Origin of the sequence: Lysinibacillus parviboronicapiens (assembly GCF_003049575.1) — a bacterium.
In the GTDB taxonomy this organism is placed as follows: Bacteria; Bacillota; Bacilli; order Bacillales_A; family Planococcaceae; genus Lysinibacillus; species Lysinibacillus parviboronicapiens.
Window position 1 is genome coordinate 311,872 of the sequence record NZ_PYWI01000002.1, and the last position, 17,123, is coordinate 328,994.

The 17,123-nt window shown below is 35.6% G+C and carries 18 protein-coding genes; 6 read left to right on the top strand and 12 right to left on the bottom strand.

Annotated elements, in window-relative coordinates:
• Positions 1-197: 197 nt before the first annotated feature.
• Complete coding sequence (locus C9J35_RS03975) at positions 198-575, bottom strand: SET domain-containing protein (RefSeq protein WP_107923501.1); 378 nt, start codon at positions 573-575, stop codon at positions 198-200.
• A gap of 297 nt (positions 576-872) precedes the next feature.
• Positions 873-1,877: a nucleoid-associated protein gene (locus C9J35_RS03980; RefSeq protein ID WP_107923502.1), complete on the bottom strand. Its 1,005-nt coding sequence runs from the start codon at positions 1,875-1,877 to the stop codon at positions 873-875.
• 737 nt (positions 1,878-2,614) lie between these two features.
• On the opposite strand from C9J35_RS03980, the gene C9J35_RS03985 reads away from it, so the two are divergent.
• Complete coding sequence (locus C9J35_RS03985) at positions 2,615-3,028, top strand: YugN family protein (protein ID WP_107923503.1); 414 nt, start codon at positions 2,615-2,617, stop codon at positions 3,026-3,028.
• A 226-nt stretch (positions 3,029-3,254) separates the two neighbouring features.
• Positions 3,255-3,416: a hypothetical protein gene (locus C9J35_RS23495; protein ID WP_167395919.1), complete on the top strand. Its 162-nt coding sequence runs from the start codon at positions 3,255-3,257 to the stop codon at positions 3,414-3,416.
• Positions 3,417-3,499: 83 nt separating this feature from the next.
• On the opposite strand, the gene C9J35_RS03990 is transcribed toward C9J35_RS23495, so the two are convergent.
• Positions 3,500-3,964: an NUDIX hydrolase gene (locus C9J35_RS03990; RefSeq protein ID WP_107923504.1), complete on the bottom strand. Its 465-nt coding sequence runs from the start codon at positions 3,962-3,964 to the stop codon at positions 3,500-3,502.
• Between the two features lie 72 nt (positions 3,965-4,036).
• Entirely contained in the window at positions 4,037-4,450 is a 414-nt protein-coding gene (locus C9J35_RS03995; protein ID WP_054768068.1) for an NUDIX hydrolase, read from the bottom strand.
• A gap of 412 nt (positions 4,451-4,862) precedes the next feature.
• Between C9J35_RS03995 and C9J35_RS04000 the strand changes: the two genes are divergently transcribed.
• Positions 4,863-5,954 carry a PQQ-dependent sugar dehydrogenase gene (locus C9J35_RS04000; RefSeq protein WP_201262037.1) on the top strand — a complete coding sequence of 364 codons (1,092 nt, stop codon included), beginning with the start codon at positions 4,863-4,865 and terminating at the stop codon, positions 5,952-5,954.
• Positions 5,955-5,972: 18 nt separating this feature from the next.
• A complete protein-coding gene (locus C9J35_RS04005; protein WP_107923505.1) occupies positions 5,973-6,395 on the top strand; it encodes a universal stress protein in 423 nt (140 codons plus the stop codon).
• Positions 6,396-6,540: 145 nt separating this feature from the next.
• On the opposite strand, the gene C9J35_RS04010 is transcribed toward C9J35_RS04005, so the two are convergent.
• From C9J35_RS04010 to C9J35_RS04040, 8 genes are all read right to left on the bottom strand, one after another.
• Positions 6,541-7,398: a DUF6612 family protein gene (locus C9J35_RS04010; protein WP_107923506.1), complete on the bottom strand. Its 858-nt coding sequence runs from the start codon at positions 7,396-7,398 to the stop codon at positions 6,541-6,543.
• 205 nt (positions 7,399-7,603) lie between these two features.
• The gene (locus tag C9J35_RS23370; protein WP_153062939.1) at positions 7,604-7,843 is read right to left on the bottom strand and encodes a hypothetical protein; all 240 of its coding nucleotides are present in this window, start codon (positions 7,841-7,843) and stop codon (positions 7,604-7,606) included.
• A 434-nt stretch (positions 7,844-8,277) separates the two neighbouring features.
• Positions 8,278-8,559, bottom strand: coding sequence for a cytochrome aa3 quinol oxidase subunit IV (gene qoxD / locus C9J35_RS04015; protein ID WP_054768069.1), 282 nt, complete (start codon positions 8,557-8,559; stop codon positions 8,278-8,280).
• Entirely contained in the window at positions 8,559-9,158 is a 600-nt protein-coding gene (gene qoxC, locus C9J35_RS04020; protein WP_107923507.1) for a cytochrome aa3 quinol oxidase subunit III, read from the bottom strand. Before qoxC ends, qoxD begins: the two co-directional genes overlap by 1 nt.
• A gap of 1 nt (position 9,159) precedes the next feature.
• Positions 9,160-11,103 (bottom strand): cytochrome aa3 quinol oxidase subunit I, encoded by a 1,944-nt coding sequence (qoxB, locus tag C9J35_RS04025; RefSeq protein WP_107923508.1) that lies wholly within the window; start codon positions 11,101-11,103, stop codon positions 9,160-9,162.
• A gap of 27 nt (positions 11,104-11,130) precedes the next feature.
• Positions 11,131-12,051, bottom strand: coding sequence for a cytochrome aa3 quinol oxidase subunit II (qoxA, locus tag C9J35_RS04030; protein ID WP_054768070.1), 921 nt, complete (start codon positions 12,049-12,051; stop codon positions 11,131-11,133).
• Between the two features lie 762 nt (positions 12,052-12,813).
• The gene (locus tag C9J35_RS04035) at positions 12,814-13,653 is read right to left on the bottom strand and encodes a DUF2785 domain-containing protein (RefSeq protein WP_107923509.1); all 840 of its coding nucleotides are present in this window, start codon (positions 13,651-13,653) and stop codon (positions 12,814-12,816) included.
• 214 nt (positions 13,654-13,867) lie between these two features.
• A complete protein-coding gene (locus C9J35_RS04040) occupies positions 13,868-14,332 on the bottom strand; it encodes a hypothetical protein (RefSeq protein ID WP_054768071.1) in 465 nt (154 codons plus the stop codon).
• 218 nt (positions 14,333-14,550) lie between these two features.
• Between C9J35_RS04040 and C9J35_RS04045 the strand changes: the two genes are divergently transcribed.
• Positions 14,551-15,540, top strand: a complete 990-nt coding sequence (locus C9J35_RS04045) for a DUF3196 family protein (protein WP_054768072.1) — start codon at positions 14,551-14,553, stop codon at positions 15,538-15,540.
• A 113-nt stretch (positions 15,541-15,653) separates the two neighbouring features.
• Positions 15,654-16,943, top strand: a complete 1,290-nt coding sequence (gene tig / locus C9J35_RS04050) for a trigger factor (RefSeq protein ID WP_107923510.1) — start codon at positions 15,654-15,656, stop codon at positions 16,941-16,943.
• The last annotated feature ends 180 nt before the right edge of the window (positions 16,944-17,123 follow it).

A 17,123-nucleotide genomic window follows, 5' to 3' on the forward strand; every position in this document is an offset into this window, starting at 1 on the left:
AGAGGAAACCATCGTGATCATACAATTTTTAGCTGGGAAGGGGGCCAATGTAGTCTGGCTCTAAATTTTGTAGGGAAAATAAAGTTTTTAGAAACACGATAACCATCTATCAGTTGCTCTTTGATAGATGGTTATAAATTGTTTTTCAATACTACATTTTGGCAGATAAACCGCTAAAGATTCACGATAATATCCTTTTAGTCCTGGTTAAACCACAATTCTTCTTTGTCATCAACGTCCCCATTATAATTAATTAAAATTTCATCTCCTGCTTTGATATCTGTATAAGCATAGAAGTCAAAGGTGTGATTTTTAAAATTAATTTCATACGTTGCATTAGGTTCATAAGAATGATTAAACAACATTCCGTACCCTAGAAGGATAGCAGAATGGTTTATTCCATATTCAAATGCGTAATCAGCGAGAAGTGTTTGCTCAATGTATTGGTGTTGGTCATTTGGATAAGAAATGACAGGTGCTTCATGTAAAAGCGCTCCTTTTTTAATATCACATGTAGCAAATACCCCTCTATTGAATTCTCCATCACTTAATGGAGATGTTTTTACCTCAATCATATTGTTCTCCTACTCATTAAAAAAATTTTCTTTCTAAGAATAACATTAATTTGAACTTTGGGCTCTATTTTTTGAAAAGAAACTTTGCAATACGTCTGTAAGGATGTAGTTGCTCACTATTTCTTTGCACACAGCCAATCCTTTAAGGTTTTGGTTTTAATGCCAATTCGCATAGTAGATTCGTTTTGTAATGGAAAGACAGCTGCTACGTGTTAGAACATTTTCACTAGCTTTTACTATGCAATCCCCAAAATTTATCTAAGAATTGTGGGCTCTATCTCTTTTTGAGTGCATGTATCAAACTTCTTCTTGAAAATAGATTTTATAAAACTTTCGATTGGTTGTTTCATCATAGCCGACTTCAATCAATTCATGTACTTGTTCGATATCACGAACGTTCACTTGTATTTCTATAGTAGAATCGAGTTTAATTTTACGCTTATAGCTTTTTTCTGCTTTTGCAATCGCGCTCTCAGAAATAACTGTTTCATAGGGTTTTACCGTATTGACAATGATATCTTTTTGTACAGGCTCTGCTTTTTCAAAGACTGTTTCAATATAATCATTCACTTGGAATTCTTCTTCACTTCTAAAATAATCGAGGGTTTTATTTAAAAATCCTAATTTCTCGGTATTGGTAAAGCTCTCTTCTTTTAAAATATATTTTTTACACTCTGTTAACGCTAAATTCGTTTTATGATAATGTTCATCCGCTACCTTAATCTTTAAAAAGCGCTCTTGCCAGTAGACAACATCTTCTTTCTTTTTTGTTTTCATAAAGACAGCGGGTGCTTTGTCAGGCCCCATATCCACGATGACGGCCATATTATTGATTCTTTTAACATTAATACCGTCAATACCATTGACAATCATTTTATTTTGCTCGTTTTTCACATCTAAAAATATTTCTTTTTCATCAATTTTTACAATAGCAATGACCTTAGTTACATCTGTAGACATAAAACAATTTTCGAATAGGCCAATAAATAATTCTCCACTTTTAATTTGAGGATGCCCAGAGGCACTATGTAAGTGTATGGCGATATTTTTCGATTGTTCAAGAAAACTATTCTCTTGATCGAAAATAGACATTACATATGTATACACTTCATTTAACCCTATATCTGTTTCGTGAAAAAATTCATATTGTTGCTCCATATCAAGTTTGTTAAATGCTAATTGTGTAAAGGCGGCCTCTAGCATGACTTCGGGCTGAGAGAAAGTCTCTTCACCTAAAATAAGCGTATCACTTACTTGATGGACAACATATTTTGCTAATTTACTATCACTTACTTCTAACATGGTCTTCACCTTCTATTATTAGTTATAGATAATTTACCATACCACACTGGGCACAATATTTTCATGTATTTTATATATAGTAATAATAATATTAAATGGGAATCAATAGGAGGTTTTATAGTTTGAGAGTGCTGTTATGGAGACTTTAGCGTTTCTATCCGTCTTTTTGACTGTTTTGGCACAATCAATTTACATGTAAAGTTAAGTGAATCAGAAAAGAACGCAAAAGATAAAGACTCCTGCGTTTTTCTTTTTATTTTGTTTAGTAAAATCAACATACCTAATTCAAATATACAATGGTTGCAAAATCTTTGGAGGACATGAAAGATTTGGATAACTAGACGTTCGTAATCATCAAACATACGATACAAATTCGAGGTCATTAACAAGAGGATGTAGTGTCTATAATGTTTAACTCCTATCTTTTATTATCGATCATATTCATAGTCATAAGGAACATCTCTATTTCCACATCCAACAAGAAGTAATGATAAAGTTAAGAATATAAACATACTTACAAAAAACTTTTTCATTTCATAAACACTCCCTTGAATTAATTATCCTTTTTATACACATTTTATAATAATTATAGTGTAAGTGTATGATATTAATAAGTACATAATTAAAATATTTTCTATTAATGTTAACCCCTAAAGACGCGTTCTTTAGCGTAAGTAATGGTTTGTATTTCCCTTTTTAAGGATAGACTGATATCGAATAAAAGGAGGGATAGGCAATTGTTACAATTTGAATCAAATATTGTAGGAAAACAAATAGGATTTGGTTATTTACGCGATCATATTGAAAGGCATGGTTTTACAATCGGAGGTAATTGGGATTATGACAAGGGTAGTTTCGATACGGTGTTATGGCGTGAGGCAGGCGAAACAATCTATTTACGGGTACCTTTTATCGTAACAGAGGGCGAGTTGGATTTTTATGATGCGCAGATTCGCTTTCAGACCCCTTTTGTCATCAAACATGTAACCAACGTAGGCTTAGATTATGATGAGGGTTCACTGCTAGATGCTACGGGAGCTAGTCAATTCCAAGCCCCACTTGATAAAGATGCTCAAATCCATAATAAAAGTAAGTGGATCCATGCGGGTGAAAAGGTAGTAGAAGAAAAAGTTTTGCCCTTTTTTCATTAAATAAAAAGATTGTCATTTTTAGGGTCACACTAATATGGAGGTGTGGCTTTTTGCATGTAGCCGTTTGAAAAATGATGAAATAAATAGCGAAATGACTCTAATGATTGCAAGTCTTTGGACCTCCTTGACGATTGGTTCTATATAATCAAAAGTTAAAAACTAATTGTCAGAAAATATTACCAATATTATAATAGGGATAACTAATACTATTATATGGGGTGAGTTTATGGGAAAAGCAGTTAGTAATGATTTTCTATTTTCGTATCAAAAATTGCAACATGAACGACTCATCGACAGAAAAGAAGAGTATTTAGAAGTGCTTGAAAAAACGAAAGTTGAAGGCGAAATTTTAGAATTTGATAGTATAATAGAAGAGGCGCCTGAGTGACGTCTTCTTCTTTTTTTTTTTGATGGTAGTGGCTTTTGAGCAGTTACTAGAGTGATGTCGATATTTAATGAAAGGTGCATTTATTAATCGATAATTGGTAATTTCTTATTTTCAACCCAATCTACAATAAATTTTTTTTGGCGGGGATTTAAATTTAGAGGTAAATCTTTCCTTTGAAAAAATCGATGTGCTTTACTTTCTTCGCTCTTTTGTTTTAAATCGCCCTGAAAATCTGAGGTTTTAAAAATAATTTGCACACTAAATACTTTATCTTTGTTGGGATATTCCACAAAGCAAGTTTTTCCTGAGTAAATACCATATAACTGTAAGTTATGAACCACTAATCCAGTTTCTTCGAATACCTCTCTCGTCGCTGTTTGTTCAAATGATTCTCCTATTTCCATCACACCACCAGGGATACACCAATTATCTTCGTCTGCACGATGCTGCAGGAGGATTTTTTCATTACTTTCTATAATAACTCCACAGCCAACAGTAAAAAGTGTTTCGTGACCAATAAAACTCCGCATCTGTTTTACATAATTCATCGTATGCAACTCGATTCTTTGTTAAAATTTTACCTATTCATTTTATGTCTCTATTATACGCAATCTGAAGCATTATATCGTTCCTTCGTTACTGTAAAAAGCAAGGTGTTCTAAAAGTTTGTCAAGTCCTTGTGAATAGTAAGGCATTCGATAATTGGCCGTGTCCATAGCTGTCCATTCGATGTGAGAAATTTCATGTGGCAATGTTATTTCTTCTGCACCAGCCACAATCTGGGCTTCAAATGTAAAAAATAAAGCATGGTGATTTCTCTTTGTAAACTTTGCTTCATTTACTGCTAGTAGGCTTCCAATTGTCACTTTATAGCCAGTTTCTTCAAAGGTTTCACGAATTACTGCTTCCGTTCGCGTTTCATTAACTTCAACTCTTCCACCAGGTAGTGACCAATGACCTTCATGATTATATACCATAAGAATTTCATTATCGATATTTTTAATGAATGCATAGACAACTTTTACTTCTTCCAATAGTGACCCCCTGTACTCCAGTTTCAATGATTTTTTTAATGATGACAAGCTCATTTTTAGCATACGATATAGCTCAAATCCAATGCTCTTGTTATGAAGAACGTATTTTCTTTCGGTAACAGTTATATAAAGACAATGGATAAAATAAGCATGGGTAACACATGTAAAAACCAAATTTGATGATTTTATTATTAAAATTCATATCTATTTTTTAATCACTCCATTAGGGTCTTGGTTTAAACATAGTGTAGGCCGATACTAAATATTATTTACAGTTTATTGGAATTAAATTAGGAAGTAAAGTACCTTGAATTTATAGGTAAGATATATTTTAGAATAATGAGTGCCATGAAAAAAATTTTCACGTACAAACATGTGGATGCTAAAAATAACATAGAAAGAGTGATGGTCGTTGAAGAGAGCCTTAGTTCTAATTATGCTTACAATATTTTTATTAGCAGGGTGTACGGCAACTAAGCAACAATCTATTAGTAAGGAGCCCGAAAACGTAGATCAGGGGGCTGGCGAGGTAGCTGATGTGGCATTAGAAGTCATTGCACAGAAACTAGCAACACCTTGGTCAATTGACAAAGTAGACAATACATTTTATGTATCAGAAAGACCAGGGCATATAGTGAAGATAGTCAATGGTGAACGACAAAGACAACGGGTGAAGCTAGAAAAAAATCTTGCGACAGCGTCAGAGGCAGGTTTATTAGGATTTGTTCTTGCTCCAGACTTTCTGCAATCGAATCGAGCATATGCCTATTATACGTATGTAGAAGGCACCAAACAATTTAACCGAATTATTATATTAAGACTTGAAGGGGATATCTGGAAGGAGGAACAATTGCTTGTCGATCATATTTTAAGTGGTTCCTACCATCATGGAGGAAGACTTGAAATTAGTCCAGATGGTAAACTATATGCAACTGTTGGGGATGCACGAGCCCCATCAATAGCACAGGCGCAAGATACGTTGGAAGGAAAAATTTTAAGAATGAATTTAGATGGATCGATACCAAGTGATAATCCATTTCCAAATTCTTATGTTTATAGTTACGGGCATCGTAATCCTCAAGGCATGGCATGGTCGACAGACGGCACATTATATGCTAGTGAACATGGCAATACTGCAAATGATGAGATAAACAGAATCGAAGCGGGGCACAATTATGGTTGGCCGATAATTGAAGGTTCCGAGCAACAAGAGGGGATGATAGCTCCACTGTTTACATCCGGAAATAACACTACTTGGGCACCTTCAGGCATGGATTATTATGACGGTAAATTGTATGTTGCCGCATTAAAAGGAACAGCAGTTTTGGCATTTAATATAGAAAAAGGTGAACAAAGAAAAATAATTAGTGGACTAGGCAGAATTCGAGATATACTAGTTGATGGAAAGTACCTTTATTTTATTAGCAATAATACAGATGGACGGGGTTTTCCACAGGAAAGTGACGACAAATTGTATCGAATTCCATTGCTAATTTTAAAGTAATTCACGAGGAGGATTATGATGACGAAGAACTACACAAAAATCGCAGTAGCGATTGATTTTTCCGAACAGTCACTAAAAGCTTATGAACGCGCTGTAAGTATAGCACAGGAGGGCGGAGCGACTTTACAATTGGTCAATGTTGTTGATACGAAATCATTTGGGGCTATCACAGCATATGACTTAAAGTATGCAGAGAAACTGAAAGAGGAAAACCTTATCAAAATCGAGAAAATGAAAAATGAAGCGCAAGCACAAGGTGTAACGAATGTAGTAGTGACTGTAGAAACAGGTTCACCAAAAGTCGTTTTAACGCAGTTGCCTGAGGTTGAATTAATTGTATGTGGTGCTACAGGGTTAAATCAAATAGAAAAAATGGTACTCGGTTCAGTAGCAGAGCGCATTGTTCGCTTAGCGAAATGTGATGTGCTACTTGTTCGCTAATAGATATTATTTATAAAAACAAGCTGTAAATCCTCGTCTAAACGAAGGTTTACAGCTTACAGACAGTTAGTTAGTTTCCTTATAGAAAACAAATTTTTGATAAAAAAGCCAGTCTCCAAAATCATGGAAACTGGCTATTTTTGGGTTATTGCGGTTCAGTTGCGTTATCGATAATATTTTGTGGAATATCAATTGTTTTAAGGTGATTGAATTCACTATAAGTAACTACTGACTTTGTTGTCATGGCTAATTCTTCGCCTTCAACTTTCATCTTAAAGTCAAAGTTCATATCCATTTTCGTTGTGTCAAATGTTTCTTTATCGATATATAGCACGTAGTTTACTTGATCAATTGTTAAGTTATCAAGGGGATTTTCTTCAAGACCAAGTTCTTTCATAGAATCATTAACTTGTGAATCGATTAAATCTTTAAAACGATCACCTTTTGCTTCAAGTGTTAATACATAAGCATCATCGTTTTGTTCAAATGTGAAGTCATCAATATATTTTTTAAGTTGTTGTAATTGTTCTTTTGCATCTGCGGATGAAGCTGTTTGCTCTAAAATGTCGTCAAATTGTTCGTTGGGCAATTTAAACCAATTGTCAGATGCCGTATCTTTCATAAAGAAGCCTTGATCTTGTTTCATATACATTTCAATAGGCATTTCTGATTTTTCAGTGCCTTCTCCAAACATATCCGGCATTGTCATAGAGCCTGATAAGTGCATAGCGAGAGGGTCAGTAATTACATCCATTTCCATTTTCGAGTCAATAGCTACTTCCATTGATTCCTCGCCTGCACCAATTTTTGTTACTTGATTCATTTCCATATTTGCGCTCATGCTTTTAATGTCTGTTTGACGATCTACTGCCTTGTCGTACACCTGCTCTAAAGTAAGTGAGCTTGTTTTAGTTGTATCCTTTGTTGGTGTAGCGCTTGTATTACAGGCTGCCAATACTAGTGCAAATGTTCCTACGCCTAAAACTTTGAAAATCTTCTTCAATTCAATCATCTCCTATTCATTGTGAAAAAACACACTATTTACTAGTATACGAGGAATAGGGGCAAAAGTTTCGAAAAAATAAATAATGAATCATTATTACTATATTAAAGGAATGTCTTACAAATTAAGAGGAGGGAGGATCTATAGGTGAAGAGAGGCTATTTAACTGTGGTTCTTTTTTAGAAAACCTCAATTATGTTACCCATTACTTTTTAGCAGTTAAGTATTGAGATAATGCGGATGTTGTTGACAGGATATCAAGTAAATTGTTGCTTGTAGAAGTGCGAGTTGATAATGCATTTAGATGATGATTAGTGTTAATGGCTGTATTTGTTTTTTCTGTTAAGTAATCATTTAATAGGGCAATATTGTATTTCATTTTTGTCAGCCTTTGTTGGTCAATGATAGAACTGTTTTCGTTAATTGTTGCAGTAAAGTTCGTCATGTGTGTTTGTAGCTTGTCCTGTGCAGCTTTTGAATTGTTGTGCTTGAAATGCGTTTTGTAGGTAGTCGGGCATTGTTGGTGTTCTCATCGTCGAGGTATTGATATGACCATTCATATGATCAAACAAATTATACAGCGACGCTGAGCTTGATTTATGTTGCTCGTACGTGTAGTGCTTCAATGCTGTTAGAAGTGGAAGTTGTTAGAGAGAAGCAATAGCGTTTAATAAAATAAGAAGTAAAGTCACTAGTCGTTGTTGTGTTATTGTTTGTTGGCGATACGCCCTGTACTAAAGCTAGGAATATTAATCCATAAATTTACACTTGAAGTCAATTTGCTCTGCTTCCTTTCATATGTATCTTGTTTAATGGAAAATGTTATTTTAGAAAAGAAAAAGCCGAGAAAATGCTAAGCATTTTCTCGGCTTTTTTTCATTAGTAACCCCAGATCATTGCAAATAATGTACCAAGGATTGTCACAACACCTACGAATACTGAATATAAAATCGTTGTATATAACGTTTTCTTATCTTCGGATTCACCGATGTGCATGAATAACACTAATTGAACTGTTGCTTGTGCAAGTGCAGTCACTAGTAGGATAGCGAATGCCATTGTGTAGGACATATCAAATGCCACAACAGATAATGCTACAAGTGTTAATAATAGTGAGAAGCCGAAGCCCATCACATGTTGTTTTGGGAATAATTCCTTCATCAGCTAATCAGTCCTTTCAAGTAGACGAAGCTGAAGATGAAAATCCAAACTACGTCTAGGAAATGCCAGTACAGTGAGAAGATAAACGCTTTGTTAGCCGTTTGTGGGTTTAAGCCACGTTTTGCTACTTGGATTAAAATTGCTAAGCCCCAGAAGAAACCAAAAGTTACGTGGGCACCGTGCGTACCAAGTAAAGTCATTAATGATGACAAGAATGCACTTGTAGTTATTGTCGCACCTTCATGTACATAAGTGACGAATTCATCAATCTCAATACCTAAGAAACCAAGACCAAGCACAAGTGTAATGATGAAGAATGTCATCATTGCTTTTTTATTGCCAAGACGCATAGCATGTACGCCAAGACCAATTGTAAAACTACTTGCTAAAAGTAAAAATGTTTCTAATAATACTGGTGTTAACTCGAAAATTTCAGCGCCAGTTGGGCCATTACCTGTACGGTTATGAAGCGTGAAATAGACGGTAAAGAGTGTGGCGAATAACACGATTTCGGCGCCGAGGAATATCCAGAAACCAAAGATTTTTAGACGGTTTTCCTCTGTACTATATTCTAATGGAAGTGAAGAATCGATTTTCATATTATTTGTCACCTCTCAAACGTTTCTCAGTTTCGTTAATTTCCTCAACTGAAATATAACGACCATGATCTTTTTCAAATGAACGATAAGCCATAAAACCAAATACAACAAGCATACTTAGGATGGCTGGAATCCATTGATTAAATACAGCGAAGAATGCTGCTAGGAAGAAGAATCCACTCATCCAGAACGGTGCACCAGAGTTGTTAGGCATATGGATTTTTTCAATTTTACCTGCAGTAATATCGCGACCTTCTTTTTTCGCAAACCAGAACTCGTCTAAACGTGTAACTGTAGGAACTACTGCAAAGTTGTATTCAGGTACTGGAGAATGTGTTGCCCATTCTAATGAACGACCATCCCACACATCTGCTTTTTCGTTACGAGGCATATGTTTCCAACTGTAGTAAATGTTATAAACAATTAAGCCAAAGCCGACTGCTAGACCAAGTGCGCCCACGAAAGATAGCATATTTAATGGACCGAAGCCTGTTGACTCTGAATATGTGTACATACGACGTGCATAACCATCTAAACCTAAGATGAATAGTGGGAAGAATGTCACGTTGAAGCTAATTGCGATAAACCAGAAACCTAATTTACCTAATTTCTCATTTAAACGGAAACCGAACATTTTTGGCCACCAGTAGTGGTAACCTGCAAGTACACCAAATACTGTACCTGGAATTAATACATAGTGGAAGTGAGCAACTAAGAACATCGTATTATGATATTGGTAGTCGGCACTAGCCATTGCTAGCATTACCCCTGTAACCCCACCGATTGTGAAGATAGGAATAAAGCCAAGTGCATAAAGCATTGGGGTTGTAAATTGAATCTTCCCGTGCCTCATCGTGAGCAACCAGTTGAATATTTTAACCCCGGTCGGTACAGCAATCGCCATTGTTGTAATAGAGAAGACGCTGTTTACCATAACGCCGTGACCCATTGTATAGAAATGGTGGGCCCAAACTAAGAATGACAGTAAAGAAATAACAACCATACTCATAACCATTGATTTGTAACCGTATAAGTTTTTACGTGCAAATGTTGCAATGATTTCTGAGAAAATACCGAAGGCTGGTAGGATAACAATATAAACCTCAGGATGTCCCCAAACCCAGAATAGGTTGGCCCAAAGCATATCCATACCGCCATCTTGCATGGCGAAGAATTTTGTACCGAATTGACGGTCAAACATCATTAATGCTAGCGCAACAGTTAAAACTGGGAACGCGAATACGATAATCACGTTTGTAATTAAAATTGACCAAGTAAACATTGGCATTTTCATTAATGTCATACCAGGTGTACGCATTTTAATGATCGTTGTGATGAAGTTAACCCCAGTCATTAACGTACCAATCCCTGATAATTGAAGTGCTAAAGAATAGTAGTTATTCCCGACAGTTGGACTAAATTCTGTACCAGAAAGTGGGAAGTAGGCAGTCCATCCTGCATCTGGCGAACCCCCAATGATGAATGATAGGTTAAGTAAGCCTGCACCAGCTGCAAACAACCAGAAGCTAATTGCATTTAGACGTGGGAAGGCAACGTCACGGGCACCAATTTGCAGTGGAATGACAACGTTCATTAAACCAATAACGAATGGCATTGCCATAAATAAAATCATTAATAAACCATGTGTTGTAAAAATCTCATTATAATGTTGTGCATCAAGAAGTCCGTTATCTGGAACCGCTGTTTGTGCACGCATTAAAAGTGCATCAATACCACCGCGGAAAAGCATTAACAGTGCAACGGCGATATACATAATCCCGATTTTTTTATGGTCAACGGTTGATAGCCAGTTTTTGTAGAAATAGCCCCATTTTTTGAAATACGTAAGGCCTGCTACGATAGCAACTGCACCAACTACGATACTAATAGCTGCCGCTAAAATCATCGGTTCTTGCATTGGATGGAATACTTCTTCCATACTCATAGGATGCGCTCCTTTCAGATTTGAAAATTAGTGTGAATGTGTTGATTCGGAATCTTTATGTGAATCAGTGGAATGGTCCATCTGTTCATGATCCATTTCGTCGTCTGACATGTCCATATCACCGTGTTCCATTGGTGCAGGACTAAATTCTAAGTGAGTAGATGAGTAACTTGAACGACCAACGTGCTCAGCTGCTAAAAGCTCATTAAATTTTTCTTCTGTTAATGGTTTTTCGTTCGCTTTTACATCAGTAACCCATTCGTCGAAGTCTGCTTGTGTCATAGATTGTGCTTCAAATTCCATTTCCGCAAATCCGCGGCCACTAAAGTTTGAGTTACGACCCATGAAAGAACCAACTTCATCTGCTGCAAGGTGAATAGTTGTCAACATATCACTCATAGCGTATTTCTGACCTGCTAATTGTGGAATCCAAAAACTTGTAATAGGTCCGAATGAGTAAAGTTTAAACTCAATTGGACGGTCAGTTGGGATATTGACATAGTTCACTGTTTCAATACCTTCTTCTGGATAGCTGAAATGCCATTTCCAGTTCGAAGAAGATGCGTAAATTACAAGTGGCTCTTTATTATCATAACCTTCAGGTGTTGTTTCAACTGTACTTGTCGTTTTCACAGTTACAACTGCTAAGAAAGCTACGATAATAATAGGAATAACTGTCCACGTAATTTCTAGCAGATGACTTCCCTCTTCATGGGGAGGCTCGTAATCGGCAGATGCTTTTGATGCACGATATTTCGTTAGCATAAATGCTAAAAGCACGTACACGACTAGTAATATAACGGCCATTGTAATAATGGATAAAATAATTGTGTCTGATAATGTTCTGGCATTAGGCCCTTTTGGATCGAAAATTGTTAGTGGTTCACAACCAGCTAGAATCGCAAGTGCACCAAATGCTAAAAACATTAAGCTTATTTTTTTATTCATGTTTGACTCCTTTCTATAAAACAGCTATTCATAAAATTCATGTGGTGTAGTATATAGTCACATTTACAAATAGTAGGTATTGAGGTCACCTCTTTTATCTGATGTACCAATTCAAATACATGTGCATTTACAATGGCATGGTTCAATATGAAACGTAAAATCTAGTATTTGATTGGTCTAGCAAGCGTTTGCAATGACAATGCATTGTGCAACCACAAAAGGACATTTATTGGATGTCTGTAATCACAAGTTGTCGTTGTTTGCACATTGGATTATACGCCCGATTCTTCAGGAAAAAAATTATTTTGTTATAGTTTGAATGTCGAATAGGGGAAGAATATGAACATTTTTTGAACAAAAATTGTTATTTCACCATTGGTATTTTCTTGTTTAATAAAATAAACACTGTGCAAACGTTGAAAACACTGGATTTATCAAATTTAGCTAAGTAAACATTTTTTTTGTGAAAAGTTTCGTTTCACATTTTAGACGTTGTTTTGTAATAAAATCAGCGTCATACTTAGACATTCAGTGCAAATTAGTTGTGTTTTTTTATAAAAAGGAGTATGCAAAAAGACAGTATTGAGGGACTTAAAGGATATTTCTTCATTATGAGGAATGACCGAAGAGGATAAATTTGGATGCAAATATTAATTATGTTAATATAATTACATGTTTTCATTTAAAACCAAATTTTGGTATATTTTATAGTTGGTTGAAAAATAATAGAGCATCCTACATATGAGGATGCTCTAAGGACGATTATGCGCCAAGTTTTAACCATTTTGCGACTTGACCATAAATGATGTTCTGAAGTTTTGGCGCACGATTATTCATTTTTAAGGCAAAGTATAATGTTTTCATTACATTTAATGTACAAGTGCGTCCGCTAAAAAAGCTTTCGTTATAGCCTTGTGTCACTAAATGCATTTCAAATTTATCGAAAACTTGTTCTACCCACTCCATTATGGCTTCCTCAGAATAGCTACGATCCAGTAAAGCTTCAATAATGTTTACTAAGCGTTCTTCCTCATCATTGATATACACTACATCTTTCCAAGTAGTTAGCTTTAGAGCGTGGAGGATAGATGGTGCGTACTGTAAGTCGAACTTTGGGTGTTTAATTGTTATAGCTGCTAAATCAGCGCCGTGTGCGATGCTATGTGCCCATCCTTTCCCTTCAATGTGTCCGCGCGTATCCTGTTCTAACAACAAATAACGGCCAATCTTTTTAAAGAATGGTTGTAAACTTTCGTCGTTTAAAGTAAGTATTTCAGCATCCTTTGTTAATATATTTGCCACAAGTAAAGCCGAAAATGAACGTATAAATACACTATCTGTGAACTTTTCACCAATGTTAGCATATAAAAAATCCTCATTTGTCGTAGTATCAAACAAAAATTGTAATTGTTGCGGACTCAGTAAATTATCACTGAGAATGTCTATGAATGTGCGATATATAAGGTCGCGAAGCTCAGCGTTAGTTGAACCTATATGCGTCAATGTTTGTTGTAACAGCCAATCACCTTCTTTTACAAGAAAGTCTTGGCGCTCAGTAAAGCTCTTACTAGAAAATGTTTGTAATGTTTCTTTAATATCCAATTGAAAGCCCCCAATGATAAGTCTATTTAAATTATACCGTGTTTTTAATCAGGTAGTTGATTTTTTATATTGAAATAGTAGTAAATGACACATGGGAATTCCAGAATCTATGGAAAGTTGATATGATAGAAACGCAGCAAAAGAAGAACGACCTATTCATATAAGGTTTGTTACAAATATAAAAGACATACCTATATAAGTATGTCTACCTTAGTTATAGTATAAAGGCCGCTTTTATCCCAATAGGCCACTCTATGAGGGTGTTGTGATTTGTCTTTAATTCTACAAGAATATTTGCGTTTTTAATCGCTTCAATAATCCACTCACTATAATGGATGTTTGGTTGAGGATGCTGTAAGATACGTTGCATATCTTTCATATCTATACGTAAAAGCTTATAGCTGCATTCAATGTGTACATTTTGGGGAAGAATAAAAAGAGTGTCGTTTTGATGCCCAACTGAGATGGAACCAGGAATGCTACCTCTAATACTCGTGATATGTGTAATTGCTTCCCGCGTGTACATATCTATCTTAGTGCTTGTGAGAAAATCAAAATCAATTGGATAATCATGTTGCGGGCCATCCGCGGTAGTAAATGAAGTAACTCTAATAGATAGTGCCTCGAAAGCGGGGGAGATGCGACTATCGAATTCATTGATTGTATCCATTAATTGCATATATTCCTCTCCTTGTGACAAACTTGTTTACTAAGAGGCAGACAATTAATGGGTGAGAGTTGCCTGCAAAATAGTATTTTTTTATGGGTATCATTAATTATAATACAATTTATTACAAAATATGAATCTAAAAGCAATGATTTTTGTAAAAAAATAAGCGATATGTAAAAATTTTAATAATACTTGCTCAGAAAAATTTAAGTAAAGAGGTGAGAAAAATGACAAAACGAAAGCGCCATGTTATTAAACATGATAATGTTGTTGTTTTTCCTGGCGCAGCCCAAACGTTAATTCGAGAGGGCCAAAGCTTTGCGGAGAATTATCAATATGAAGAAGCTGTAGCGTGCTTTGAAAAGGCGTTTTTATATGAAGAGGGAGATGAAGTAACGTTAAGTGCCTATGCGTATGCTTTATATGAAATCAAGGCGTATGTGAAAGCGAAAATAATATGTGAGAAGTTACTGGCGATGGGTACTACGATGTATGTAGAAGTAATGGAACTCTATATAACTATATGTATGCAGCTAAAGGAGTATCATCAAGTAGAGGCGTTAATTTCTGCGCTCATTGAAGAAAATGTACTGCCAGTGGAGCAACTTGAAAAATTTGAGCGTTTACAAAACTTGAATAGAGAAGTAGCGAGAAATCTTCAGCAAAAAGAAGATACACAGCAAATGATCGAACAACAAGAGTACGAATTGTCTCATTTTAGTGCGTTAACGCCAAATGAACAATCAATTCTTTTGCATCGCTTAATGGATACAAACGTCCGTCAATTAAAAGTAGCGTTGAAATCCATTATCGAAAGCCCTAATATCCATCCATTTGTACAAAGTTTGGCATTACTATTACTTGTGGAGCAAGAAGTATCTATTGAACTCAACGTCACAAAGTTTGAGCAGACAAAAACCATTAATCCTGTAGAATTGGCTTTGCCTAATCAGTTACCTCAGTATGGTCAAGTGAAAAAGATTATTGAGAGTAAATTAGAACAAGACCCATCGACGCTAGAAATGGTACAATATTTAATGGCAAAGCATGCCATTGTGACGTATCCGTTTGAATGGCATCCATTTGAAACGGATGATATTGCCTATAGTTACATCGATTTTGTACAAACGATGCTCGGTAAAGTACAGGAAATGGACTATGACATCATCGGCTATTTACAAATGTTAGAAAAACTAACAGAACTACAGGAAGTATGAAATAAGTTGAAACTATACGCATCTATGATATACTAAAATGGTTGTCAAAATCGTAGTTACGAATGAATTGTCTAACATTTTAAACTTGATTATTTATTTGGAGGTATTTATACATGTCAGCAAAATGGGAAAAACAAGAAGGTAATATCGGTACTCTTACAATTGAAGTACCAGCTGCAGCAGTAGACGCAGCAATGGACCAAGCGTTCAAAAAAGTTGTAAAACAAATTAACGTACCAGGTTTCCGTAAAGGTAAAATGCCTCGTAAAATGTTTGAACAACGTTTCGGTATCGAATCTTTATACCAAGATGCATTAGAAATCATCGTACCAGATTCATATGCGAAAGCAATCGATGAAGCGGCTATTATGCCAGTTGACTATCCAGAAATCTCTGGCACAGAAAACTTCGTACATGGTCAAGATTTCACTTTCACTGCACAAGTAACTGTGAAACCAGAACCAAAACTTGGTGACTATAAAGGTCTAGAAGTAGCAAAACTTCCAGTTGAAGTAACTGACGAAGAAGTAGAAGCACAAATCACAGAACAACTAGCACGTAAAGCTGAACTTGAAATTAAAGAAGACGAAGCGATTGTTGAAGGCGATACAGCTGTTATCGACTTTGAAGGTTTTGTAGGCGAAGAAGCTTTTGAAGGTGGTAAAGGGGAAGACTATCCACTAGAAATCGGTTCAGGTTCTTTCATCCCAGGTTTTGAAGAGCAAGTTGTAGGTTTAAAAGCTGGCGAAGCGAAAGACGTAGTCGTTACTTTCCCAGAAGAATACCATGCTGAAGAACTAGCTGGTAAAGAAGCTACTTTCAAAGTAACTGTAAAAGAAGTAAAAACAAAAGTTCTTCCAGAACTAAACGATGAGTTCGCGAAAGAATTAGATCCAGAAGTAGAAGGCGTAGAAGCATTACGTGCTAAAATTAAAGAAACAACTGCTACACAAAAACAAGCAGAATCAGATGCTGCACTACGTGATGAATTAGTGGAAAAAGCGGCAGAAAATGCTGAGTTTGAAGTACCAGCTGGTATGGTTAACTCTGAAACTGATCGTATGCTACAAGAGTTTGGCCAACGTTTACAAACACAAGGTATGAACTTAGACCTTTATTACCAATTCTCTGGTCAAACAGAAGAAGATTTACGTGGTCAAATGAAAGAAGAAGCTGAAAGCCGTGTACGTGTTTCGTTAACACTTGAAGCTATCGCAGAAGCTGAAAAAATTGAAGCTACTGAAGCTGACATTGAAGCAGAATTAGAAAAAATGGCTGCTCAATTCAACATGACTAAAGAACAAATTACTGGCGCTTTAGGCGGTACTGCAGTTCTTGAAAATGACATTAAAATTCAAAAAACAGTTGAATTTTTAGTAGAAAACGCTAAAATTACGGAATAAGATTTTTGTAACTAGATAGCAAATTTATAAGAAAACAAGGTACGGCATTTTACCGTGCCTTGTTTTATAACACATATATTTTAGGTCTACGCTAAGCTTCTTCTATTTCTTTTTTAGAATCTTCATAATTTTATGTTAGGAAAAGTAAGAAGCCTTAGCACTTTTCTTATACATAGTATT